This window comes from Pseudobdellovibrionaceae bacterium (genome assembly GCA_020635075.1).
Classification (GTDB): domain Bacteria; phylum Bdellovibrionota; class Bdellovibrionia; order Bdellovibrionales; family UBA1609; genus JADZEO01.
Map to the genome: position 1 here is coordinate 256,261 of JACKAM010000003.1, position 24,823 is coordinate 281,083.

Annotated in this window: 26 protein-coding genes; 9 read left to right on the forward strand and 17 right to left on the reverse strand. The window is 50.4% G+C overall.

Features of this window, described 5'->3' with window-relative positions; genetic code table 11:
* Positions 1-80 precede the first annotated feature (80 nt).
* Complete coding sequence (locus H6624_15725) at positions 81-815, forward strand: LPXTG cell wall anchor domain-containing protein (GenBank protein ID MCB9085796.1); 735 nt, start codon at positions 81-83, stop codon at positions 813-815.
* A 20-nt stretch (positions 816-835) separates the two neighbouring features.
* Positions 836-1,585: a hypothetical protein gene (locus tag H6624_15730; protein MCB9085797.1), complete on the forward strand. Its 750-nt coding sequence runs from the start codon at positions 836-838 to the stop codon at positions 1,583-1,585.
* Between the two features lie 8 nt (positions 1,586-1,593).
* Here H6624_15730 and H6624_15735 read toward each other — a convergent pair whose 3' ends face one another.
* Positions 1,594-2,145 (reverse strand): hypothetical protein, encoded by a 552-nt coding sequence (locus H6624_15735; GenBank protein ID MCB9085798.1) that lies wholly within the window; start codon positions 2,143-2,145, stop codon positions 1,594-1,596.
* Positions 2,146-2,336: 191 nt separating this feature from the next.
* Here H6624_15735 and H6624_15740 point away from each other — a divergent pair, with 191 nt between their 5' ends.
* Entirely contained in the window at positions 2,337-2,666 is a 330-nt protein-coding gene (locus tag H6624_15740; protein ID MCB9085799.1) for a hypothetical protein, read from the forward strand.
* 4 nt (positions 2,667-2,670) lie between these two features.
* Here the strand turns inward: H6624_15740 and H6624_15745 are convergent, their stop codons facing one another.
* From H6624_15745 to H6624_15755, 3 genes are all read right to left on the reverse strand, one after another.
* Positions 2,671-4,059 carry an insulinase family protein gene (locus H6624_15745; GenBank protein MCB9085800.1) on the reverse strand — a complete coding sequence of 463 codons (1,389 nt, stop codon included), beginning with the start codon at positions 4,057-4,059 and terminating at the stop codon, positions 2,671-2,673.
* Positions 4,060-4,061: 2 nt separating this feature from the next.
* Positions 4,062-5,432, reverse strand: coding sequence for an insulinase family protein (locus tag H6624_15750; GenBank protein MCB9085801.1), 1,371 nt, complete (start codon positions 5,430-5,432; stop codon positions 4,062-4,064).
* A gap of 100 nt (positions 5,433-5,532) precedes the next feature.
* Positions 5,533-6,033 (reverse strand): flagellar basal body-associated FliL family protein, encoded by a 501-nt coding sequence (locus H6624_15755; GenBank protein MCB9085802.1) that lies wholly within the window; start codon positions 6,031-6,033, stop codon positions 5,533-5,535.
* Positions 6,034-6,245: 212 nt separating this feature from the next.
* On the opposite strand from H6624_15755, the gene H6624_15760 reads away from it, so the two are divergent.
* Positions 6,246-7,322 (forward strand): L,D-transpeptidase family protein, encoded by a 1,077-nt coding sequence (locus H6624_15760; GenBank protein ID MCB9085803.1) that lies wholly within the window; start codon positions 6,246-6,248, stop codon positions 7,320-7,322.
* 157 nt (positions 7,323-7,479) lie between these two features.
* A complete protein-coding gene (locus tag H6624_15765; GenBank protein MCB9085804.1) occupies positions 7,480-8,709 on the forward strand; it encodes a hypothetical protein in 1,230 nt (409 codons plus the stop codon).
* Positions 8,710-8,751: 42 nt separating this feature from the next.
* Here H6624_15765 and H6624_15770 read toward each other — a convergent pair whose 3' ends face one another.
* The 9 genes from H6624_15770 to H6624_15810 all read right to left on the reverse strand — a co-directional run bounded on the left by H6624_15770 (position 8,752) and on the right by H6624_15810 (position 16,902).
* On the reverse strand, positions 8,752-9,801 hold the full coding sequence (locus tag H6624_15770; GenBank protein MCB9085805.1) for an SGNH/GDSL hydrolase family protein: 1,050 nt from the start codon (positions 9,799-9,801) through the stop codon (positions 8,752-8,754).
* Positions 9,802-9,807: 6 nt separating this feature from the next.
* On the reverse strand, positions 9,808-10,053 hold the full coding sequence (locus H6624_15775) for a hypothetical protein (GenBank protein ID MCB9085806.1): 246 nt from the start codon (positions 10,051-10,053) through the stop codon (positions 9,808-9,810).
* A gap of 38 nt (positions 10,054-10,091) precedes the next feature.
* Positions 10,092-10,853: a rhomboid family intramembrane serine protease gene (locus H6624_15780; protein MCB9085807.1), complete on the reverse strand. Its 762-nt coding sequence runs from the start codon at positions 10,851-10,853 to the stop codon at positions 10,092-10,094.
* A 23-nt stretch (positions 10,854-10,876) separates the two neighbouring features.
* Positions 10,877-11,293, reverse strand: coding sequence for a methylmalonyl-CoA epimerase (gene mce, locus H6624_15785; GenBank protein MCB9085808.1), 417 nt, complete (start codon positions 11,291-11,293; stop codon positions 10,877-10,879).
* A gap of 4 nt (positions 11,294-11,297) precedes the next feature.
* Positions 11,298-11,897 carry an HIT domain-containing protein gene (locus tag H6624_15790; GenBank protein MCB9085809.1) on the reverse strand — a complete coding sequence of 200 codons (600 nt, stop codon included), beginning with the start codon at positions 11,895-11,897 and terminating at the stop codon, positions 11,298-11,300.
* A 12-nt stretch (positions 11,898-11,909) separates the two neighbouring features.
* Complete coding sequence (sppA, locus tag H6624_15795) at positions 11,910-12,827, reverse strand: signal peptide peptidase SppA (protein MCB9085810.1); 918 nt, start codon at positions 12,825-12,827, stop codon at positions 11,910-11,912.
* Positions 12,828-12,978: 151 nt separating this feature from the next.
* Positions 12,979-14,823, reverse strand: coding sequence for a 30S ribosomal protein S1 (locus H6624_15800; GenBank protein ID MCB9085811.1), 1,845 nt, complete (start codon positions 14,821-14,823; stop codon positions 12,979-12,981).
* 223 nt (positions 14,824-15,046) lie between these two features.
* Positions 15,047-15,733, reverse strand: a complete 687-nt coding sequence (gene cmk, locus H6624_15805; GenBank protein ID MCB9085812.1) for a (d)CMP kinase — start codon at positions 15,731-15,733, stop codon at positions 15,047-15,049.
* 32 nt (positions 15,734-15,765) lie between these two features.
* Complete coding sequence (locus H6624_15810) at positions 15,766-16,902, reverse strand: histidinol-phosphate transaminase (GenBank protein ID MCB9085813.1); 1,137 nt, start codon at positions 16,900-16,902, stop codon at positions 15,766-15,768.
* A 67-nt stretch (positions 16,903-16,969) separates the two neighbouring features.
* Here H6624_15810 and H6624_15815 point away from each other — a divergent pair, with 67 nt between their 5' ends.
* The 4 genes from H6624_15815 to H6624_15830 are packed head-to-tail and all read left to right on the forward strand — an operon-like array spanning position 16,970 to position 21,613.
* Positions 16,970-18,367 carry a hypothetical protein gene (locus H6624_15815; protein ID MCB9085814.1) on the forward strand — a complete coding sequence of 466 codons (1,398 nt, stop codon included), beginning with the start codon at positions 16,970-16,972 and terminating at the stop codon, positions 18,365-18,367.
* 1 nt (position 18,368) lies between these two features.
* Complete coding sequence (locus tag H6624_15820) at positions 18,369-19,856, forward strand: hydantoinase B/oxoprolinase family protein (GenBank protein MCB9085815.1); 1,488 nt, start codon at positions 18,369-18,371, stop codon at positions 19,854-19,856.
* 41 nt (positions 19,857-19,897) lie between these two features.
* A complete protein-coding gene (locus H6624_15825) occupies positions 19,898-20,281 on the forward strand; it encodes a hypothetical protein (protein ID MCB9085816.1) in 384 nt (127 codons plus the stop codon).
* A gap of 3 nt (positions 20,282-20,284) precedes the next feature.
* On the forward strand, positions 20,285-21,613 hold the full coding sequence (locus H6624_15830; GenBank protein MCB9085817.1) for a hypothetical protein: 1,329 nt from the start codon (positions 20,285-20,287) through the stop codon (positions 21,611-21,613).
* Here the strand turns inward: H6624_15830 and H6624_15835 are convergent.
* The 4 genes from H6624_15835 to H6624_15850 are packed head-to-tail and all read right to left on the reverse strand — an operon-like array spanning position 21,610 to position 24,400.
* Entirely contained in the window at positions 21,610-22,812 is a 1,203-nt protein-coding gene (locus tag H6624_15835; protein MCB9085818.1) for a threonine ammonia-lyase, read from the reverse strand. The two genes, H6624_15830 and H6624_15835, sit on opposite strands and share 4 nt — an antisense overlap.
* Positions 22,813-22,850: 38 nt before the next feature.
* On the reverse strand, positions 22,851-23,378 hold the full coding sequence (locus H6624_15840) for a hypothetical protein (GenBank protein ID MCB9085819.1): 528 nt from the start codon (positions 23,376-23,378) through the stop codon (positions 22,851-22,853).
* Positions 23,375-24,166, reverse strand: a complete 792-nt coding sequence (locus H6624_15845; protein ID MCB9085820.1) for a hypothetical protein — start codon at positions 24,164-24,166, stop codon at positions 23,375-23,377. The genes H6624_15840 and H6624_15845 overlap by 4 nt, the downstream gene beginning before the upstream one ends.
* A 6-nt stretch (positions 24,167-24,172) precedes the next feature.
* Positions 24,173-24,400 carry a hypothetical protein gene (locus H6624_15850; GenBank protein ID MCB9085821.1) on the reverse strand — a complete coding sequence of 76 codons (228 nt, stop codon included), beginning with the start codon at positions 24,398-24,400 and terminating at the stop codon, positions 24,173-24,175.
* Positions 24,401-24,823: the final 423 nt, after the last annotated feature.

Below are 24,823 nucleotides of genomic sequence, written 5' to 3' on the forward strand. Positions count from 1 at the left end.
TTATTTGCTCGCCGTGTTGGTGGTTTTTCCCTATAATTATCCCTATCTAGCTTGAGGAGCGAAGGATGGGGAATCGCCGCATGAGGCCTGCATACATCATATCACTTTGCCTTTTTTTCCTTTTGTCTCTTCCAGCAGAGGCAAAACTGTTTCGCAATGCCTATGTCAGCTTTGAGCTGCCACCAAATTGGGATTGCCGCTTAGAGGGCACTGAGTGGGTTTGCGTCAGTAAGTTTAATGAGAAGTCCAGAGAAGCCATTATCATTTTGACGGCCAAAGAGGTGGGACCTGCAGACACTCTCCAGGCCTATTTGGCCCACCTAAAAACTCCACGCACAATTCCGGATGCAGTGGGAAAACCGATCCCCTCCAAGCTCATCGGAGTTAAAACCCGTACCATCAACAACCATATGTGGGTGGATGGAATGCACATGGGAAGTGAAGTCACCTCCTACTACACACGCTACCTGGCCTCGGTGAAGCAAAATATTGCCATCTTGGTGACTTTCAGTGCCCACAAAGCACATTACACCAAGTACAGCGCCGACTTCTTAAAGGCCATTCAATCCTTGCGAGTTGTGGCAACTAAAACAATGCTAGCCAACAAGCCTCTCACCACCCCTCGTGGCTCTGGTGAAACTTTTGGCGCTCCCATCGGCCAGGTCCTTCCTACCAATATGGGCGAAGAACTTCCGCCTGAGTCTTCCGGTAGCGGCAAGATGGGGTCGACGGCAATCGGCCTCATTGTTCTCCTATTAGCGGGAGGCTATTGGTTCTTGTTTATGCGAAAGAAGAAAAAGAAGGGTGGTCTCTAAGCGTGAGATCAGGGGTATCCTTGTCTCCATATCAGCATCGCTCACTCAAGTGGTGGCTTGAACGCCTCCCCTTCCTTTTGGCCCTAGTCGCATTGGGCATTGCCCTTGCTCACCCATCGGCCCAGGCAAAGGTGATGAAGACCGCCTATTTGAGCTTCAACATCCCAGATGCCTGGGACTGCCGTCGCGAAGACGCATTTGCCTATTCCTGCCGGCCCAACGCCAGAAAAAAAGTCCAGGATGCGATCATTATCATCTCTGCCAAGGAAGCCGGGCCAGAGGATACCTTTGCCTCTTTTCAGAAGTACCTAAACGTCCCCCGAACACTCAATGTCATGGGCAGTACCCCTCAGGTGTCGCGGGTTCAATATGTCCGCCTGATTCAAATCAACAAGCAGGCCTGGGCTGATGGCGCCCACCTCAATAGTGAAATCCAGGGGTACTTCACCCGTTACTTGGCTACGGTAAAAGAAAAACTATCCGTACTCATCACTCTTTCGGCTGCGCAAAGCCGGTGGAAAATGTTCGAAAAGGATTTTGCCACAATAGTGAACTCTCTGGTGCTCACAGACAATCAAACGGTGCTACAACAGCCCTATACGCTGGGACAGACTCCACAGACCCAGGGACAACTCCCGGCCGGGGGTGCCCAGATCAGTCCACAGGCGGGAGTCACGCCAATGCCGGCCAAAGAGACACCCAACTACACGCTGATGCTGCTCGCCGCCCTTGCCGTCGTCGGTTTGTTTGTTTACGCCTTTAAGAAATAGACCAAATCCTAATTGAGCTGGAAAGGCTCGGAATAGACCCAGACTGCTTGGCTTTCCCGACCCTTGCGAACCAAACGGGTCAGATATCTTAAGGCAAGGCGATATGTTCCCTCAACAAGAGGCGGTTGGGATCTGGAGTAGATGTTCCTGTGCTCGATCTTGATCCACTGCTGTTGTTCAAAGCCAATGGCAATCAGCTTTCGGGGACAGTGTTGCTCCTTGTTGGGAGCAGAACTCAAACGCTTCCATTGATCTCCCTGCCGTACTTCTAAAACTGCAAAACCGTCACAGTCGGCTTCAACCAGCACGTCCTGAGTGAAATCATTGCGCACCGGAACATTTATATGCTGAGGGGTGATATCGGTAGGACTCAAGATCCTCACCAGTGGGACTTCTCGCACACCCTTAAGGCGGTGCTGGATCATCTCCCGCTCCGCCCGCTTACAGTCCACTAGGCTGCGTCCCTTGAGACCTGCACAACTGGCCTCGGCCGCTCTTTGCCCCATCAAACCCAATAGGGATACGAACCCTACCGAAACCACCAAGTTGATACCCCTCATTCCTCACCTCCCTCCTCAAAAGGTACCGGGTTCCCATGGGTGCGGCAATGCACAACAAGGGTGAAGTTTTGTGCAATGCCGCACCCATGGGAACCCGGTACCTTTTACAAGCCATTGCCTGGACTTGGCCTGAAGATTGACCACGACTATACTGGTCATCGTTTGTTTTGGGATCGTACAGGGGGATGTGAATGGCTTCGGGCGACTGGCTTGTGAATCTTGGAGATTTTCTCAAGTACTACAATATCACGCCGAATATGCTTTTGTTTTTTTCGGCGGTTGTCCTCATCGCTTTTGTTTTCAGTCTCCGTGAGTTCATGTCCTGGCTGTCAAAAACTTCCAGCCTTCGTCGGGACCTCGCGACCATGAAACACACATTGAATATCATGGAGCAAAAGATCGACGCCCTATTAGCCATGCGCATGGGCGATTCCATGAAGTCCGAAGAGATGGATGATTTCATCCTTAAAAAGCCCCTCAAAAAGAGGCCTGAGAAAAAGACCTTCGACATTTCCCATTAGGTACCTACTGAATGTACTCGGTGTAGTTCTTCACCTGCACGATGCCGATTGGGCGCAATTGAGAAATGACCTTGTCCTTTGGGGAAAACACCAAAACCTTCATATTGTCGGGTTGAAGATACTTCTTGATCACGTCATTCACTTCTGAAGTCTTGATCTTACTAATGTCGCGTAAGTAGTTGGTCAAATAGGTGTCGGGAACCTGATAGAAGCGCAAGACCAACATGGTTTCCGCGAGGCGCTCTGCCGTCTCAAGGGCCCGCGGGAAGACGCCCAATAACAGGGCCTTAGCATCCGCCACCTCTTTGTCCGTCACGCCCTTGTTTTGAAAGTCCTGAATGACCTTTAGAGTTTCAGAAACAGTCTCACCCACCTTTTCGTGGCGGGTAAATGTGGCTACAGTAAATGGACCCGTATCCTTACGGGCATCAAACTCCGAACGAATGGAGTAGGTCAATCCACGGCGGTCACGAATCTCGTCGACCAAGCGGCTATGAAAAGCTCCTCCCAAAATCGTATTAGCCACCCGAAGCTTGAGGAAATCTGGGTTGGTACGCTTAATACCCGGATGACCCAAACGAATCTCAGATTGCTTGAGATCTGTTTTATCGATGATTTGGATTTGTAATCCCGTAATGGCTGGAACCTCAGGATAGGTGAAATCGGTCTGTTTGCGGGATGACCATTCGGCAAAAGCCTTCTCCAAGTCCTCCACGATTGTTGGGTTAAAGTGCCCGACCACCGCCAATTGGGCATTATTGGGACGATAGTGCTTGAGGTAATACTTAATAATATCCTTTTTGCGTAACTTGGTGACGTCCCGTTTACGCCCCAACACCCTCCGTGCGTAGGGGTGTGATCCATATAGGTAGGAATCAAACATCAGGCCGGCAAAATGACCAGGATCATCCACCGTCCTCTGCAGTTGGGAGAGAACCTGTTTTTTGACCCGATTGACCTCGCTGCCCGAGAAAGAGGGCTCCGTCACCATCTCTGAAAAGTTCTTTAAAAGTTCCCCTTGATGTTGCGCCAAAGTACTGGCCGAAATCAGAGTGTAGTCCTGCCCCACACTGACCGACAGCTCAGATCCGATCTGCCCCATGGCATCGGCCAACTCCAGGGCTTTGCGCTTGGCTGTTCCCTTGTCTAACAACTCACCCACCATTGATGCCGTGCCTGATGCTGCCTGTGGGTCCTCACTGCTTCCCGCACGAACCAACATCGCAAGACTAAAATAAGGAAGTGACTTGTCCTCAACCATCAGCACTTTCATGCCGTTCTTCAATGTCGCCTCTTTATAGGATCTCAGCTTAAAACCACCTCCTCCCGGGAGGGTGGCACAACCAGCAATAAGGAGAACCAGGGATACCAAAGTCAGAATTCGAATTTTCATATTTAAGCTCCCTCACCAGATCTGGAGGTTGATGTTGCCGCTGAAGTTTTTGGTTTAACACGAATGATAGATCTTTGTGCCGGCTTCAGATATTTCTCAGCCACCTCTTTGATTTGCTCAGCTGTGACGGCATTGTAGCGGTCCAAATCCTTAAACATGATGGAGTAGTCATTGAAAAGGACCTCATTGAGCGCGATAGCTCTTGCCTTTCCCGACACTGTTTTGAGCGAGTCCACGTAGTCAATCATGACCTGAGTTTTGGCCTTTTGCAGTTCTTCTGGCTTAACCAGCTCATTGCGGAACTTCCAGAGTTCGGTGTAGACCGTATTAATGGCTTTCTCCATGTCTGCTCCAGGTTTTACGCTGCAAATCACCTGAAAGAGGCCTGCGCGAAGTGGAGTATAAGCCCAGGAGGAAACTGAATTGGCAATCTGTTGGGAGTACACCAACTTCTTGTGCAATCGACTGGAACTGCCATTACCTAAGATATTTGACAGCAGGTCGAAGGCATAAGCCTCGTCCTGTCCAGCAGGAGGCGCCTGGTAGGCCACGGAAAATGTTGGGTTCTGGACATCCTTCACCAACTGAGAATTACGCTGTGCCTTTTGCTCAGGCTCCGGATCAAACTTTAGTTCAGGGATGGATTGAGAGGGGATTTTAGCGTAGTACTTTTCAATCAGTGATTTGGCCTGACTGGATTTAAAATCTCCAGTGATCACCAGAACCGCATTGTTGGGAGCATAGAAAACCCGATAAAACTCTTTCAAATCGTCGATCGAAGTGGCGTTGAGATCGCGCATATAACCAATAACGGGCCAACGATAAGGATGCACCCGAAAAACTGTTTCAAATACGTTTTCATGCAAGTATCCGTAGACGTTGTTTTCCACACGATAACGCCGCTCTTCCTTAACTACCTCTCTTTCATTCTTGATTTCTTTTTCATCAAAACCAAGATTGCGCATACGGTCTGATTCGATGTCGAGGATCAGTTCTAACTTCCCGCTCGGCATATTCTCATAGTAGCCAGTATAATCGCGAGTGGTGAAGGCATTATTGGTTCCTCCATTGGCCTGAATCTGCCGGTCCAACTCACGATTTGGGTATTTTGGTGTTCCCTTAAACATCAGGTGTTCAAAAAAGTGGGCAATCCCCGTGCGTCCGGGATGCTCGTTCGCCGATCCAACCCGAAACCATTGGTGGATACTGATAATGGGTGCCGAGTGGTCTTCGTGAAGGAGCACGGTCAGCCCATTGGAGAGCTGATACTTTTCCACCGGAAATCGGATCTGATCAGCGATGCTCACCTGGGTTGGAAGTTCGGCCTGGGCAGAAAAAGAAATCAATACAGACAGGAAAAGCCAACGAAACATAGGAGGGTCCTCCACAAGATGAATGAACCCCACTATTTTCTCCACTGACCTCGATAGTGTCAATGTGAGGAACTCGAACTGGCCGGAATGATTAGTGAGTTTACTGAACTACGAAATCCGAGAAGTAAACATTGCGAACGACACCTTTGTCGAGGAAACCATTGAGCTGGGAGATGATGCGGTTCTTAAGGTGGAGCTTTCCCTGCACAGTTTCAACCTCAGTGTACACAGTGGTATTGAGAATGCGCACGATAGCGTCTCGAGCTTCGGCCCCCAGTGAGATCACTTCCTCAAAGCCCTCTTCATCCAACATTTCTAGACTCAGCTCCATGCGGATCAATCGACGAGGCACCCCGTCCAAATTGGTATTGAAGGTTTCCATGGTGTACATCACAGGATTTTGTTGGAGGGACTTGCGAAACTCTACCAGCTCTTTGTTAAGTTCTTCCTCTGTCGACACGGCGGGTTTGTGACCCAAGGTCGAGGAATATACCAAAAAGGCCCCACCACCCAGGACGCCAAGGTTTACCACCATGAAGGCAAGAGTGAGAATCTTACCCATGTCCTTCTTAGGCTTTTTGCTTCCTTCTTCCTCTGCCATGGTCCGTGACCCTCCCAAACTCTTATCGGCAGCAGGACTCGGGTCTTAAGGACCTTCTTACGGTCCAGGTCAAGGCGAAAGTCCAGTGTGTCTCACCCCGAGATGCCAAACAGGCTCTCTTTGTCTTCGAATCTGACCCGACGCCCTATTCTTGACTTTCGACTAGTCACCCCCTCTAATGGATGTGGGCATTTTTACAGGTTGCGTAACTGATGATTCGTCTCAAATTGACAGTTCTATTGCTGGCGGCTGGTTTGTTGTGCTCCTATGCCCAAAGTCAGCCCACCCAAGTGGAAAGTGCCACCAACGTGGTTTCAGACGCCCAGGCGGACAAAGAAGACAGCGAAGACGCGACCAAAGGGATGCCAGATCCCCAGGGCATTGCCCCCCCGTCAGGCAAATTCCCAACTACCCTGGTTAATCTGGGTGAAACCGATGCCTTCTCCCCCTACGCATTTATCGTCGACAAATCCACTCGCACACTGACGATTTGGAAGTATGAGGCTGGAAATCTAACCCCAGTTGCCGTCTACCCGTCCGACATGGGCCGAAAGCCAGGTGATAAGACCGTGCTCGGTGATCTGAAAACTCCAGAAGGGATTTACTTTTTCCAGTCCCGTTATGAAGGCGGTCAGTTGGATTTTAACGAATACGGTTCTCGGGCATTCACCATGGATTACCCCAATTTTTTTGATCTCATGGAAAATAAAACCGGCAGCGGTATTTGGCTTCACGCAATCCCTGAAACCAAGTCCCTTCTACGAGGCTCCCGTGGTTGTGTAGTTGTACGTGATGAGGTTATCCAAAAGATCACGGACTTCATTACCCTCAAAAAGACCCCAATTGTGATCCAAGAAAAAGTGACCTACATCACACCTGATGATTTAAAGGGCCGTCGCCAGAGTCTTAATCGCTGGATCGATGGTTGGCGCAAAAGCTGGGAGGCCAAGGATATCAACTCTTACATCGCCTACTATGGTGACCAGTTTAAATCCCTTGGCATGGATCGGGGCCAGTGGCGAGAGTATAAGGAAAATCTAAATTCCAAATACAAATCCATATCCGTCCGGATCAGCGAACCATTGATCGTGGTTCATGACGATGAGGCTGTGGTTCGTTTTATTCAGGCCTATCAGTCGGATTTCAAAGAGGATGTGGGTGAAAAGACTCTGTACTTACGCAAGGACGGCAGTGGTCAATACCGCATTCTCGGAGAACAATGGAAGTCAGTTTCCAAGAAGAACCTGGCTGCCATTAGGCTCACCGAATCCAAAGACTCCAATCTGTAATCGAACCGTTAAGCTTTAGTTAGCCCTCTCACAGTGAATCACCAACATCCCATATAGGGTTCAGATTTTTTTAACCTTTAATCACAAGCCATCCCACCCCTTTTAAGGACTAAAAATCTGACCGAGAAGCCTTAGGTAGATAAAGGGTAGGTATTCCATGTGGTGGCACGTTTGTTCGATACTGAGAATCCTATGTGTGATTGCTGTCCTGAGTGGCTGTCTTTCTCAACCTAAAGAAGACCTGGAAGACATCATCAGCCAGCCAGGAGGAGGTTCGTCCTGGGATAGCCAAAGTCCCACCTTGGGATCAAGCCTTCAGTTCGCTTCCGTTCAAGCCAACACCCTTACCGTTTCCTGGGGAGCCTCCAGCGACAACCTGACCTCTGCCAGTAGTCTTCAATATAGGTTAGTGGTCGCCGTCGACCCTACCGATATCGATACGGCGGCCGAAGTGGCTGCCATGGCTTACAGCGATCCTGACGTCATGATGGATTGGCAAAACGCGCTGGCTAAAAACGTGACGGGCCTAAGTGCTTCAACGACCTATTATTTTGCAGTTGTGGTTCGTGATAGCGCAGGGAACCAGTCTCTCTACCCCCCTCAATCAGTATCCACAATTGCGGCCCTTGCGTGCGGTGATGTTTTCATTCCCGTTCATGCAACCGGCTCCACCAAAGTCAGCCTAGGTGCTGCACCTTCTGCCGTCACAGTGATTTCTGATTCCTCACAACGGCGATCCATCGACTTAGACTCAGAATGCAATATTTTTGTGAACACCTACAATGCCGCCCGCAAGTACAGTAACTCTGGAACTCTTTTGGCCACTTCGCCTACACTTCTCGCCAACAAAGTGGGACCAGTCGCCGTGGCCGGCAACTACGTCATAGTGAGCAAAGAGACCACCATCTATGTATTGAATAAATCTGACCTCACTGTGGTCGGCACTCACAGCCCTGCCTACAGCCCGATGGGCTTTCACTATGGATCTGGAAAACTATTTTTCACTTCTCACAGTGGTCGCTACCTCAGCCGCGTTGACTTTGATGAAAACAGCGGAGCCTTGTCCAATGAAGTTGCCATCACTCTGTCTGCATCGGCTGCCAGTGGCTGGGCCTCAGACATCACCCAAACTCGTGATGGTAGCTACGTGATCAGCTTTTTCAACTCAAAGAAGCTCTACAAATACTCCCTGTCCGGAACCACCATGACCATGATTTGGAATCAATCCACCACCAATTACCCTACTGGCGTAATCGAGCACCCGGATCAAAACCTCTATACCGTCAGCGACAGCGGAGTGATTAGCAAGTTTTCATCCGCTGGAGCCGAAAGCTCTGCCGTTTACATGAGTGGCTTGGGCAGTACATGGGGCTTAGTGCTGAAATAAAAATACTTTGAACGATAAGCTATTGATTTATCGCAAACTGGACTACTTGATTGCTGACGGGCGAATTCGAGGAGCCTGTGGGTACAGCTTGAGAATCACCTCACTCACCTTCTCACCCATCAATGTATCCCCCTCAGGATTGAGGTGACAATCATCGATATAGACATCACTCATAGAATTCAAAGCTTCGGTGAGATCCGACAAGTAGGACCGGGCCTTCACGGAATCTATCGCTGGAGCATAGAAGCTGGGATTTCGTTGCGCAATAGCATCAGTGGTGCGAATTTTCTCTTCCCGCTCAGATAAGCGGTAATCGCCTATGCCCAACACCGGCTGCAAGAAGCCGTGAAAACGAGCTCCAAAAAGATCAGCCGTTGCCCTAATGAGAGTAATGTTCTTGAGCCAAAGCTCATGAGCTGTACCTGGGTTGGCAGGACCCGTCGCCTGACCTTCCATATCCCGAGAAAATTGGGGAGCCTTCATCGCCCTCACCAAGGAAATGAGATAGGGAAAGCCCACTCGCGAGGACTCAATCATTCTCTCGAATATCTGATATTCATAGGTCGTCACCAATGGTTGCTCAGGGAGCTGTGCCCCCTGCATTTCATTTGCGCCGTCGTAAGTAACAATAAGGTTGGGCTGCAGAAACTCAATATCGCGAATAACTTTGAGCAACTCTTGATGAGAGTTGTAGCCACCGACCGCTCCATTTAATACGACTGTCGGCCCCCAGGCCTCCTGAAGTTTCTGATGGAAGGTCTTTACCCACGTATTTTGGCTGAAAACCGTATCTGACGTGGAACCACCAAATACCGCCACCCTTGGGGCTTGTGGGTTATCCATGTGCTCAGAGCCATAGACGATGTAGCCCTCGACATAGACGAGTCCCAACGCCTCCGCCTGCTTTTTGCCGATTGTCCACCCCAACAAGGGATCTAGGGTAGGATAGAAATTAAACTGAGGGGCAATTTGGTTTCCTGATTGAGCCAGCCGAGAACTTTGCTTCTGCAAAACCCAATAGGCCCCACCCTCAAGTCCTGCCAGGAGAATCAGAAAAACTACAAGATTTGTGATGATTATCTTTAGCTGCAAGGGACCTTAGTGAGTTGAAGGATCCATTCCCCCATCCGAATGTCCACCCGAGGTGTCCATTCCGCTGGACAAAATATCGCTGCCATTGGTCTCGTCTTCCAAAGTCAGGGGCACGGCCCGACCAGAAAGATCAGGCAGGCTGTCCAGGTGCTTTTGGTATTCTTCTCTTGTCATGATACCTTGGGATTCGTTCCACTCTGTCATGCGTGAATCAAACTTTAGCTGCTCCAAACCTTTACGCAGGCTTCCCATCTTTCCTCCAAAAACACCGTAAAAATCCAATTAGCCCCTTAGTTCCAGTATTTGGGGCCTTCAGAGTCTTCCTTATCCTCAAATTTACGCTCATTGTCCACTACTAATCTGAGCTTGGGGCCCTTACGCTTCTTGCGCTTCGAACCCTGCATCAGCTGTTGGCTCCATTTGCCCCAGAATCGCAGGAAGAGAAAGCCCATGACCAAGCCTCCCAGGTGGGCCAGGTTGGCCACTCCGTCTCGGCCACCGGTATTGAGCAGGGAGACAATCTCGATCGCACCCAGAAGGAGGACAAAATACTTGGCCTTCATGGGGAAGATCATCATGAAGTAGACCATTCTCTCCCCGAACAGCAGGCCATAGGCCAGCATGAGCCCAAACACCGCTCCCGAGGCGCCAATCACCGGGATGGTCATCAGACCAAAATTACCGGAGGCCAGATAGTAAATGGTCATTCCCAGAACGTAAATAAGGCCGGCCCCCACTCCACAGACGAGGTAGTAGGTCAGGAAAAAGCGTGAGCCCCAGCGCTGCTCAAGATCGGCCCCCAGCCACCACAGCAAAAGCATATTGAACACAATATGGAAGACCGAATAGGAATGGAGGAACATATAGGTAAAGGGCTGCCAGATCCAGAAACCATTCACCATCCGCTCAGGGATTAGGCCAAACCACAGAAACAAACTGGGCTCGTCCATGAAGAACTTCTGTACAATCAATATGGCACCCAACCAAATGGCCACATTAATGATGATGAGTTTTTTTGCCATGGGGGTCAGAGGCATGGCCCCGCCGCCCATTGAGTAGCGACTCATGATGCTCCCTAGGGCTTCTTCTCACTCAATTCGATCAACACGCCACCTGCCGAAGCTGGATGGATAAACGAAATCATGCAGTTGTGGGCCCCTGGTCGAGGCTCGTCATAGACCAGGCGGACGCCTGCAGCTTTCAAATCCTTCAGAATTTGCGCCAATCCCGTGACCGCCAAGCAAATATGGTGGACCCCGGGCCCGCGTTTTTCCAAAAATTTCGCCACCGGGCTGTTTTCCCCAAGGGGCTCTAACAGCTCAATGCGCGAGTCATTGGCCAATTCATAGGTCCCGACCTTAACCCCTTCGCCCACCACATCCTCGACATGGACTTCGCTAAAACCGAGAGCTTCATAGAGTTTTCCACCTTCAGCTAAACTGGGGACAGCGATTCCGATATGATCAAGCTTGTAGGAAAAAGGTAAATTCATTGATCTATTCCTCAAAATAAGGGCGGAGTCGATTGTAAGTCTGTTCAACCGTTTCCGCCAACACCTTGGTTTCCGCAATCAGCGGAAAGAAGTTGGTATCTCCCCGCCAGCGGGGGATCACATGCCAGTGAAGATGATCTGGGATACCGGCACCGGCGACTGCCCCATGATTTAGACCAATATTCATTCCCGGACAACCGTAGGATTTTTGCAGAGCATCAATAGTCCGCCGCAGGAGATGGGAGAGGGCCACATACTCCTCCTGGCTGAGTTCTGTCAAATCCCCACAGTGGCGGGTGGGAATCACCAGGGTATGCCCATTGTTGTAGGGAAACTTGTTGAGCACCACCAATGCGTGCTTCTCCCGATAGAGGACCAGACTCTCCAATTTTACCCCTTGATCGCGGGCCTGACAAAAGACGCAACCGTCGGGACGAATAATCTTGCGCACGTAACGATAGCGATCGGGCCTCTCCATGAAGTCCCTCTCCTGGGGCCATACATCCTGGAGATCAACTCCTGCGAGGGAGGTCTTGGATGATTTTGAAGGCTTCTTTTTTGCCACCTTTTTAGCGGCTTTCTTGGTCCGTGCTTTTTTCGCCATTGTCAAACGACCTTAAAGGATTCCCGGCATCAGGTAAAGGGGCTTACCCACCAAATGAACATGGAGATATTTGTCGGCGATGGCCTCCAACTTTCTCTCGGCTGAAGTGGTGGTTTGGATTTTACTCAACCACTCCATGGTCTTGTTATTAGGGTTAAACACCTTGGGGTTAGGCCCTAATCCCGCCAGGTTCCCCGCCACGCGAAGGGCGTCCTCATAGGTACCCACCTGATCAGCAAACCCCAGCCTCACTGCCGTTTCGCCCGTAAAAATCCGCCCATCCCCGTACTTGTTGACGATGTCGGGTGAAAGCCGGCGACTGGTTTGCACGGCAAGCTTAAATTGGTCGTGAACCTCTTCCAGGATACCTTGAAAGAGGTCTTGCTCCTCAGGCTTCATGCGTCTGAGGTCGGAGCCAGCATCCTTGAAATCCCCAGTCTTCAACACGTAACGATCCACTTTGGCTAAATCAAACAGACCCTTGAGATTAGCGAACTCCATTATAACTCCAATTGAACCCATCAAAGTTCCGGGGTTCGCGACAATGCGATCCGCTCCAGCCGCCGCGTAGTAGGCTCCGCTGGCCACCACACTGCCGCCGGAAACCACCACGGGCTTGCGCGCTTCCTCACGCACCCGCTTGATTTCGGTGTACAACTCCTGACTGGTCCCGACCAGGCCTCCAGGTGAATTGACCTGGATGATCACTCCTTTAATGTTGGGATCATCGCGATAGGTTCTCAGGGTCGAGACGAATTCACTGGAATCCAGAATCACCCCATCCAGCTTCATCGACAACAAGGAGGGCTCATCCACCTCAGGAGAAAGCGGGTTCCACATCGCGACCAAAACCAAAACTGAAACAAAAAACAGACCGAGGAAGGCCAGTGAAATGACCGCCAAGGTACCCTGATAAACTCTCCCCATCATCCCCTCCTTGAGACTCCCATCAGTCTAACTCTTGTCGGCCCATAGGGAAAGAAGGTCCAGGTCCCGGTCCAGGAGGATTTTTGCAATTGGCAAAAAAAAAGAGCCACTGTCCAGTGGCTCTTTTTGTCCTGCATTATTTCCTCCTCAGAGATTACTCAGAATCGCTGGGGGAATCCTCTGATGTCGAAGTTTCGGTGTTTTGAGCAGCCTTAAGAGCGTCGCCAAACAAATCTCCCAAGCTGGTCTTGGAAGTGGCCGTGACCTTCTTCACATAGTCATCCACGTCGGCCTTCTGTTCACGCAACTTCACCAATTTGGCTGAAAGTCCGATCTTACGCGCTTCCTTATCGATAGAGATGATCTCCGCCTTAATGCTGTCGCCAACGGCAACAACTTCTTCAGGCTTCTCCACTCGCTTGGTGCTCAGCTCGCTGATGTGAATCAGACCTTCGATGTCGGACTCAAGCTCAACAAACACACCAAAGTCAGCCAACTTGACGACTTTGACGTCACGCTGAGATCCGATGGGGTACTTGTCTTCGATGTTCGCCCAAGGATCGCCTTCAAGCTGCTTAATACCCAAGCTAAAACGCTCGTTCTCAATATCGACACCCAGAACCACTGCGCGAACCTTGTCACCCTTCTTGTAGACTTCAGAAGGATGGTTGATTCTCTTGGTCCAGGAGAAGTCAGAAATGTGAACCAGACCGTCAATGCCCTCTTCGATACCGACGAAAACACCAAAGTCAGTCACTGACTTCACTTCGCCTTCGATAATGGTACCAGGAGCATAGCTCTCTTTGAGCTCAACCCAAGGATTGGGCTCAAGCTGCTTCATGCCCAAGCTGATGCGACGGTTTTCACGATCCACTTCAAGAACCTGAACATTCACTTCGTCACCAACCTTCACAACTTGTGAGGGGTGCTTCACGCGCTTGGTCCAGCTCATTTCACTGACGTGGATCAGGCCTTCAATGCCTTCTTCCAACTCAACAAAAGCACCGTAATCAGCCAAGCTCACCACTTTACCGGACAGCTTTTGTCCAACAGGGAAGCGGTCGGCAACAGCGGCCCAAGGATCATCCTTAAGCTGCTTCATGCCCAAGCTGACACGCTCTTTTTCGTTATCAAACTTCAGTACAACAACTTCAACCTCGTCACCAACATTGACCAGCTCAGAAGGATGTTTCACCCGTCCCCAGCTCATGTCTGTGATGTGGAGGAGACCGTCCATGCCGCCAAGATCGATGAAGGCACCATAATCAGTGATGTTCTTCACCATTCCCTTAACGATCGATCCCTCTTTCATGGCATCCAAAGTCTGGCTGCGCAGATTTTCGCGCTCTTCCTCAAGAAGGGCACGGCGGGAAAGAACAATGTTTCCACGACGTTTGTTGAACTTGATGACCTTAAATTTATAGGTTTTACCAATGTAGGCATCCATGTTGCGAACCGGACGCAGATCAATCTGGCTACCAGGCAAGAAAGCCTTCACACCGATATCAACACTCAAACCGCCCTTAACTTTGGCGATGATTGTTCCCTCGATGACTTCCTCATTTTCAGCAGCACGGGAAATGTCGTTCCAGGCACGCAGCATATCGGCTTTGTCTTTAGACAGAACCACCATGCCGTTTTCATTTTCAATACGATCAATAAAGACTTCAACTTCAGTTCCGGTTTCCACATTGCGATGACCTTCGACCATGCGGAATTCAGAAATCGGGATCATTCCCTCACTCTTGTAGTTGATATCGACAAGAACATAATCTTCCTGCACTTCAACTACCCGGCCATTGACTACGTCGCCAACTTTGAAGTCCCGTTCACCGAGAGACTGTTCGAACATGGATTCAAAGCTTTCGCCGTTTTTGCCCACTTCCTGATAGGAATTGGGGTTATCAGGCACATCTTTGTCTGCAGCATCAAGAGCTGCGAGAACTTGTTCACGCGCGATCTGTGCCTTTGATTTGTTAGGTTTCTTATTGTCTACCATTTCCAAAAATTACCTCCTGCGGGAAAAGCCCTGGTCACGGGTACTTCGCCCTTATTAAATTTCTCACAGACTAGGCTGATTGAGATGAGCTTCTCGTTATAAGGTCTATGTTATGAATGTCAAAGGGATTTTTACACTTTGTTCCATAGACGAAGTGACGGAATTGGGCGACCTCAACTAGGGGGCACATAGCCCCAATCTATGTATATGGAATTGCATCGATTTAGGAGATCTTGAGGTCCTTACGAATCAGGCTTTCCACCAGGTCTACCACCTCCTCCAAACTCAAGTTGCTGGTGTCCACCCGATGGGCTTCTTTCGGGACCTGTAAAGGGGCCGTTTTTCGGGTGCTGTCCTGCCGGTCCCGGCGGGCTTGGGAGGCCTTGGTTTCTTCTACGGATGCACCTTGCTCCAGGGCTCGACGCTCGGCCCGGCTGCCACTCGCCGCCTCCAAATAGACCTTCACCGGAGCATTGGGGAAGACAACGGTTCCACAGTCACGTCCCTCGGCAACCAATCCCGTGTCACCGCCCTTGTGGCAACGCCTCTGGGCTTCAAGCAGGCTGGCCCGGACTTTGGGATACTGGCTGATCTGACTAGCATACTCACCCATTTCCTCGCGATAAATTTCGTCAGTGACATCCTCGTCATTTAAGAACACCAAGGTTCTTTCAGGATGCAGGCGCACTTCCCACTCGGTTGATTCGGCGACCTTGACGACGGCGTCCTCCTGGCTCAAATCCGCGTGCAGCTGTCTCGCCACATAGGCCAGACCCCGATAGAAAGCCCCGGTTGAAACCCATCGCCAGCCAAGGCGACGGGCCACTTCGCGACTGACGGAAGTCTTGCCGCTGGCGGCGGGGCCATCGATCGTTACAAGTCGGGCACCTTCAGGTTGAGCCGTGGTCATTTCATCTCCGCGATTTTGCTGGTGTCTTTTGACTAGGAATTAGATGCCACAGGGTCAGCCGGTATCTCAATTAAAACTTTCTCTAACGCATCCATTGCTGCCCGATTTTCCTTCTCCAGGCCAACACTTAGGCGCAAAAGGCTGGGGAATCCATAGTTGACCACCGGCCGCATGATGACTCCATGCCGAAGCAAAGCCTGAAACACCGCCTTGGCATCGCGATGGGTGTCGAAAAGAACAAAGTTACCCTCAGATGGCCAGTACTTGAGGCCAAGACGGTTTAATTCTCCATAAAAGTAGTCCAAGCCACTCCAGGTCGTTTGACGAACCTTTTCGAGATGATCTTTATCTCCCAGTGCCGCCAAAGCACCGGCTTGGGCAATGGAGTTGACGTTAAAGGGATTGCGCACCCGATTGATGTAGTCCAAGTGTTCGGGCCGACCGACCAAAACACCCAAACGCAAACCGGCCAAACCGAAGACCTTGCTCATCGTGCGCAGGAATAACAAATTTTCGTACTTCTCCAAATAGGTCCGAGTGGAAAAGCTATCTTTGGCGCGAACAAACTCAAAATAGGCCTCATCAACCACGACTAGAAGATTTTCCTTGCTGCCGGCCACACTCATGAACTTTTCAAATTCCTGACGGGTCACATAGGTGCCGGTAGGATTGTTGGGATTGGCAATAAACACGATGCGAATCTGGTTTGCCGTGTCCTTTTGCAGTTCGCCGGCAAGGGCTGGTAGGTCAAAGCGAAGATCTTCCGTCAGCGGCACCTCGATGGTCCTGACCCGTGCCGCCTGCGCACACAGGGGGTAAGCTAAAAAGGCAGCAACTGAAGTGAGAATGGCTTCACCTTGTTCGCAGTATGTGCGCACCAGTAGGTCAATCAGCTCATTGGACCCATTGCCGAAGGCCAGCCATTCGGGAGCCACCTCCAGATAATGGGCCATGGCACCCCGCAGATCGAAACAGTTGGGATCGGGATAGCGGTGAAGTTCACTTAGAGCTTGCGTCATTGCAGTTACCGCCTTTGGACTAGGTCCGTTGGGGCACTCGTTGCTGGCCAATTTGTGAACCACGCTCAAGCCCAACTCCCGCTTGGTTTCCGAGATCGGCTTACCGGGTGAATAGGGAATAATTTGGCTGATTTCCTTTGAGACCTTCATATTATTCTCACCTTTTTTTGATTTTTGGCTTGAAGTATACTTAGCAACTCCGAATATAGGATTCAAGATGTCATGGACAATTGGGCTTTACGTTGGTGAATCCTTTGCGGAAATTGCCGCAAAGAAGGGAGAGGGAAGTACTATCCCCTCCAAGCGGTGGTTTTTACCGCAAATGTCCCTTGAAAGGGGCATCCAGAATTACCTAGTTGAAAATAAACTGGATTCAGTGACGTTGGTGCGCGTGGCTACGCGTCTTGGACGGCAAATGATTCTGCGCCGATTGGGGCAGGTGCCCGCTATTCTGGTCACCGCTGGATTTGAGGACTGGCCAGAAATGAACCTTCCCATTCAGGACAGCCGCTTCACCATTTTGCCTAAAAGAGCAGCACCTCCTTTATCGTCTCATTTGGTGTTTGGCCTGACTGAGAGAATTAATGCCCAGGGGGATGTGGAAAAGGCCCTAGTAGAAGATGATCTGGAGTTTTTGGTCAGCAAACTGCAAATGAACAAGGTGGATCACTTGGTACTTGGTCTCATGCACTCGACCATGAACCCGGAACACGAGAGAATGGCTGAGACCTATTTGCGGGAGCGCGGCTTTCAGGTTTTTCCTTCATACTCAGTCTCCGGAGCAACCGCCGAAAAACCCAGGTGGTGGCATTCGGTATTGAACGCATATCTAGAGCCGGCGTTTAAAGATGTTCTTGGCCGCATTCAAAAGGGATTCTCCGAGCATCAGAATGGCGATCCGTCTATTGCCCTGACCACCGGAGACTCAGCCGCCAACACCGCCAATTGGGAAAGACCACTTGGCTCCTTGTTTGGCTCGGCCCATCTTCTTAATTCCCGCCGCAAAGACAAGGGTGAAGCCCTCTTGTATTTGGGGTTGGAAGAGTTTTTTCTTCTTCCTGGTCAGGCCGAGGACCAGCTCGATTGGATAAGTGATTTCGGTCGCGTTCATCTCCCTCATCCGGAGACCAAAGAGCTTCACCTGCAGCCCACCACATTGATTGCCAAAAGCTCCTTTGGCTGCCCAAACCTGAGTCACGAGGTGGCGGGCTTTGAACCTGGCCCTATGTGCTTTGGCCGTGGGGTCAAGCCGCTTCTTCTTGATGTGCTTTATCTCAATAGCCGATTGTCCCACGTGGAGGTTCTCGGAGACCACGTGACCGACAAAATGGATGGGCGAATCAAAGAGACTCTGAGTGCCTATGCTCGCGAGGCTTCCAGTGAAAGTGATTTTTCAGCCGAGGATATTTGCCATTGGCTTGAGGAAATGGCTCTGCACACCTTGGCCTCTGAGATTAGAGCACACAGTCGCAGCCAAAGAGTCCGGGTGGCAGGTCCACTAAGTCCGGTGCTCACGCCTCTTTTGACACCTTTACTAACTGAGATCGAACTCAGTCCCCTTTGTGTTGAGAATCGCCCCTTGTGCGAACACCTTCTCGCAGATGGGGACGTGTAGAATGGCCAGACCAAAAAAAATGAACTCTGCCTTTTATTACACCCAACTTAAGTCACAGTTTGATCATTGGTTTGAACCCTTTCGCGCCGCTGCCCTCATCAGCAATGACAATCAGTCCGTGTATATCAAATATCAAAATCTGCCCGACATTGGGACTCTTCCGGGTGTAGCGGAAACAGTCGGACGTTACCTGCAGGTGGGTGAAGGTGATGTGGTGTTAACCAACGATCCCTATAGCGGTGGTTCAACACTGACTGCTATGACCCTCATGATGGGGATCAATTTAGACAACTCCAAGCACGGAAAGCCGGGGTCTGCAGCGGAGTTTTTGCTTTGTGTTCGCGTCAATCTGAAGCCCCACTTACAAATGACGGACACCATTGAGGACGAAGGGGTGCGGATCCCGCCCACTCCCATCCGCCAAGGTGGTCAGACCAACAAAGAGTTGCTTAAGGTGATTAGTGAGCACCCCCAGTGCCCGAGTAATTTTTTGTCGGCCATTGAAAATGTGATGGCGGCAATGGACCGCACGGCACAACAAATGAAGCTCGACAGTAAGAGCGCCAATCTTGACTGGAGCAAAGCCTGTTTACGTCAATTGTTTAAGGGTTCGGCGCGTCAATTCTCAAAGGAGCTGGAGCATTTGGCCACTGGTTCGGTCGAGAGGGAAATGACTCTTGAATCCGGTGAAAAATTAAAATTGGGCCTATCGCTTGAGGAAGGCAAAGTGAAATTTGATTTCTCCGGAAGTGGCCCTTCCGCTCACCTTCATCTCACTTATGGAGCTACTCTTGGCGCCTGCGTGGGGGCGATTATTTCCGTTCTCAATACCGATTTGCCTCTAAATGCCGGCATCTTTGAAGGCTTCGAAGTGCGTGCCCCGGAGGGTTCACTGGTGAATGCCAAATACCCGGCACCTGTTTATCAGGGGATGACGGATGGGGCGGGGCTGTTGGCCAATTTTATTCTCAAATGCCTGAGTGATGTTGATCCTCAACACCGTCTGGCACAGGCTGGGCCCTCACTCTGTTCTTTCGATATTGAGTTTAATAATAACCTTCACTTTTTTGACACCCTGGAGCCCGGAATGGCAGCGTCCAGCTTTGGTCGCGGGATCGATGCTCTTAATCCCTGGCAGCGCAGTCATCTGGAACCTTCGATTGAGGAAATTGAACGTCGTTACCCCCTAGTTGTGAAATCCTGTTCGATCAGACAGAAGTCAGGAGGCAGCGGAAACTTTGAAGGTGGCAATGGCGTCACCAAGGCCATAACCGTAAAGGCCAACTGCACCTTGCGCTGGATGATCACTCAGGCCTCGCAAAAGCCGGAAGGGGAAGAGGGGGGCAAGGCGGCAAGCTCTGCCGAACTCTACATCCAAAAGGTGGGCGAGAAAGAACGGGAAAAAATGCCGGCTCGGGGCGAATTTAATATGAAACCGGGTGACACTGTTATTATGCACTCCTCCGGTGGCGGAGGCTTTGGCGGATAAGGCCATGCTTTCCCTTATTTGACTAATAACTGAAAGGCTCGATGATGAAGACCGATGAACTCCTGCGTGTCGTGTTTGTACGCGACCTTTCCACCGGAGCCCGAATGGAATCCAAAAATGCTGAGGGTGGATTCCCCGTGGTGGGATTCGAAGAGAACCACCTTCTGGTGACTCTTCCTAGATCACTGGCCGAAGTCGGTAAACGGGTACACGTTGAACTGGAACTTAAGAAAGACTTTATTAAAGTGGCTATCCCAATTAAGGGTGAAGTGGTGAGTGTGCGACAGGATCCTGAGCATCCTAAGGAATGCTTTGCCGAGCTGGCCATCTTTCAAAAGGACGACAATCATTGGCAGGAAGTTCACGAGACCTTTGCCAAGCTGCAGCTTGAACTCATTGATCTGTTTCGGCGGATAAAGGAGTAGAAGATGAGCGAGAAGCTCACCCAAGAACAATTGGAAGAATGCGCGCGAACCTTTTTCACCAACAAGAAGGTCTTAATCGTCGACCGTTCCCCAGCCTGTCGCGAAGGAGCCAAAGGGGTGGTTCTTGATTTTGGTGCCAAAGACGGCCAGATCAGGACATGCAGTCGGTTTGATGAGGCTCTCAAGTACATCGAAGAAGAACAACCCCATGTGGTGATGACGGATTTTGCTTTTGGCGAACACTCGGCTATGGAGTTTTTGCCCGTTGTCAGCTCCTACATGTCTTCTCATTTGGAAAAGCTTTTTGTCATTATCACCAACAACGCCTCTGAAACCGCGGTGGCCGAAGCCGCTGAAGGGGACGTGGATGCCTTTGTCCTGAAACCCTTTTCCCGGCTATTTTTTCGTGAATACCTGCTCAAGGTGATCTATCCCAAGCTTCATCCCTCGGATTACCTGACCCATCTTGAGAAGGGAAAGGTCTATCTCAAGCAAGGAATGCTGGACGATGCTGAGAGGAGCTTTGAGGAAGCTCGTAAGATTGCGGATGAGCCTGCTCTGGCCTTCTTTTTTTTGGGCCAGGTTCAGGAAGCCCGCGAAAACTGGGACAAGGCAGCTGATCTCTACGGCCAGGGGCTCAACGCCAATTCTGTTCACTATCGATGCCTACTGGCCCGCTTTCAATTGCTGGAGAAACAGAAAAAACTGGATGAGGCCTATGGGGCTGCTCAAAAACTGATCACCCATTTCCCGATGAACGCGGAACGACTGGGTAAAATCATGCAGCTGGCGGTTTTTACCCACAACTTTGCTGATGTGCAAAGGTACTTTGATCAATTCAAGAAGCTGGAGCATCGCCCGGAGGACCTGGTAAAAACCGTCCAGGCCGCCCTCTATGTGTGTGGTAAGTTTTTAGTGCAAAAGGGGATGGAAGAAAGCGCCCTCAAAGCCTTTCGCGACGCCATTGTCACCTCTGGACACGATCTCGATCTGATTGAAAAATCAGTCACCTTTTTGCTAGATCACAAAATGGCCGGAGGGGCCGCCAACACTTTACGCCTTTACCCAATGGAAAAACGGGACAGCAATGACTACCAAATTCTAGACTTATTTGTGCTCTCGCAGACAGAACCCCTGGAAATCTTTGTCCGCAAGGCCAGGGAGAAAATTAAAACCGGAGTCAGCAGCCCTGAGCTCTATTTTTGCGTGGCCGATGGGCAAAAGGAGTCAGGCGACTTAAGAGGGTTTGAAATCACCTTGTTTGAAGGAATGGAAAAGTTCCCGGAAAGGGCCGAAGAATTTAAAAAACGGCTCAAAGAAGGAACCGCCTAAACCACCCGGGAGCCGGCTTCGGCCAAAGCCTTTTTGATTTCTTCCACATGCTCTTTGCTGCGAGTTTCAAGCAGGAATTCGATGGAGGTCTCGCTGATGTCCAGGCCCATCCCCAGTCTGTCATGGTAGACTTCCAAGATATTGGCGCGCTTTTCAGCAATCACGGCGGTTAACCGGTGCATGGTTCCTGGCATATCACTGACAATAACCTTAAGACGTGCCAATCGCCCGCGACGGCCCAGTCCGCGCTCTATGATATTGGCCAAAGCATTGAGATCTACATTTCCGCCAGACAGGACTAAGGCGGTTTTTTTGCCCAATTTAAATGACTTTTTGGCCGCCGCCGCCAGGGCCATAGCCCCCGCTCCCTCAACGACTGTCTTTGCCCTCTCCAAAAGAAACACCATAGCCTCGGCAATCTCATCGTCTTTGACCCGAACCACATCATCCACCAGTCTGGATATGTAATTCTTAAACATGGCCTCACTGGGTTTTTTGACCGCAGTTCCGTCCGCAATCGTCGGCCGGTTGGTGAACTGAACTGCTTGTCCACCTTTGAACATATGAAACATCCCAGGAGTGTTTTCACTAATGACTCCATAGATCTTGCACTGGGGACGCTTGGCCTTAATTGCCGTAGCGATGCCACTAATCAACCCGCCGCCACCAATGGGTACGACGACTGAATCCAAATCAGGAACCTTATCTAAGAGCTCCAGCCCTATCGTCCCCTGTCCGGCAATAATCTTGGCATCTTCAAAGGGGTGAACAAAGACATAGCCCCGGTCACGTTCCAGGTTGCGTGCCAGCTCGTAGGCCTCATCATAAAACTCACCGTGGAGAATGACTTCGGCTCCATAACTCTGCGTAGCTGAAATTTTGATCAGGGGGGAATTCACCGGCATCACGATATGAGCCTTGGTTCCCAGGCGAGTGGCGGACAAGGCCACGCCCTGGGCATGATTCCCAGCACTTGACGCCACAATGCCTTTAGCTTTCTCTTCTGGAGTCAGACTGGAAATCTTGTTGTAGGCACCACGCATTTTAAAAGAGCCCGTCATTTGCTCGTTTTCGTACTTCAAATAGACGTCGGTACCCAACCAATCAGAAGTACTCCGCGAAAAGAGTGTCTGCGTCGGTTGAATGGTTTCCAACAGATTAGAGCGGGCTTCTTCGATGTCTTTAATGGTGACTGTCATGCCTCTATTGACAGTCTTTTGGGGAACAAGGTCACTGACTAATGCGTTGCATTTTTAACGAGCTTAAGGCGGCAAGTGAGAGATTCTGACTCCTTTTTGTCGGTCAGGACTCGCCTTTTGTAAATCAAGCCGTCCTTCACTGGGGTAATTTCGGTTTCATAGCGGCGCAGGGGAGACTTTTTACACTTCTCTTCCTGCCACCCGGAAATCACATTGGCTTCCTGCTTGGACCAAAACTCCAACTGACATTCACCATCTTGAGATTTTTCAGGCTTCTCGGCTCCCAGGCCAAAAAGAAGACCGCGAGCGCCGATCATCAGAGTCTGAGATTCATTGCTCTTAATCCACTTCAGCTGACCCTCCAGACACTTCTCACTCTGCTCGCCGTCGGCTTCATACTCCCCAACGATCAGACCACTCCCGCCAACAGCTGCTATTGGTTTTTTTCCCGCCTGATCCTTTGGTTGTGAATGAATCCCCATAGAACCGGCCAGGTAACTGCAAAATATCAAGAGTCGCAAAAAGGACCCGTATTGAATTCTTGGCTGGCACTTCAATTTTTTCATTTACACCCCGGGAACTGTTTAATCAGGGCCGAGATACCTCTTCTGGTTCCGCGCATTTTTTCCCAGTAGCCGCCCTTATACTCAATTGGCCGATTCTGTTTGCAATGGACATCGCGAAAAATACTGACTGCACACTCAAATTGAAAAGTCACATCCTGGGAATCCGTTGGTCCCCTTGTGCGACACAAGTCAGGATCTCGACCTGAGCCCCGCCTGAGTGCATAGGAGTGCTCCAACTGAAATAGCCCATCAGCCTCGCCGTAAAACCCTCTGGTCTGAGCACTTGGGTTGCAGCTAGACTCCTTCTGCGCGATAGAGGCAAAGACCCATACCCAGAATTTGGATTTTTCAATTCGATTCATTTGGGGAAAGCGGGGACAGAGACCGGTCACATCCAGCTGTTGGAAAAAACAATCATTGTCGACCCTACTGATTGTCTGAAGGAGTTGCACCCCCCACTCACCCAGTTGACCGTTTTCATCAATGAAGGCCTGACACTTCTGATTGAATTTCCTGGTCATCAACATCAAGGCTCCTTTTTCCATTTGATCGCAGAGCTCTTGGACTTGGGCGAGGAGACCTTTAGACCTCAGTTGGCAGACCTCGATCTTTACCTTGCGCTCAAAATCTTCGGGCTTTGCAATGGGAGTGGGAGACGTTGCCGGTGCCGACGATAGTCGATCTTTAGCATAGCCCACGGTCGGCCTAACGAGACCCGAAAACAAGACTGTTAAAAAGAAAAACACCGGGAGGTATGGCAAATACAAGTGACGCCCTTCGATAATCAAGGAAACCTAAAAGGCCTCCCAATAAACCGTTAATCCCTGAATCGGGTAAAACTCGCCGGCAAATTGCATCGGTCTCAATGCTGTGTCACAAGGAACACTGGTCAGACGATCATCAAAATAAAAGAACTGACAAAGGTGTTTTCCACATTGGGAACAATTCTCGACCTTGCGCTCTTTTTGTTGGTTGAGTGTGCCGCACACGTGGCAGCGGCGATAATGAACTGGCTTCTGCATCAATCCTTGCTCCCGTAAAGGATGTTGGTTGATCAGAGCGCCGAGCCCACGTTTGGTTTGAGTGTTTGCCCCTCTTGGGCAACTAAAACCACTCGGCCTCCCAACAAGACCTCCGTCTTGCTGTTCATCCATGATAGCAAACTCGACCCAGGTCCAGCAAGAGTAAAAAGAATAGTAAATATTGGTATTCATTAATGAAACATGGATAATGACTTGACGCGTGATAAATCTTTCCTGAAGTCTCAAGGACTTTCTGTGCCCAGTCAATTGCCACGCAGAGCACTGAGACCTTGAAATTCGCCAAATGGGACACAAATGCGCCGCCGAATTAAGGCCTCTTTCATTCGATGAATAACGCCACAGAGAACCACATTGAGACACAATCCTCTCTTTCTCTCACTTGCCCTCTAGTCTTGCAGCGGG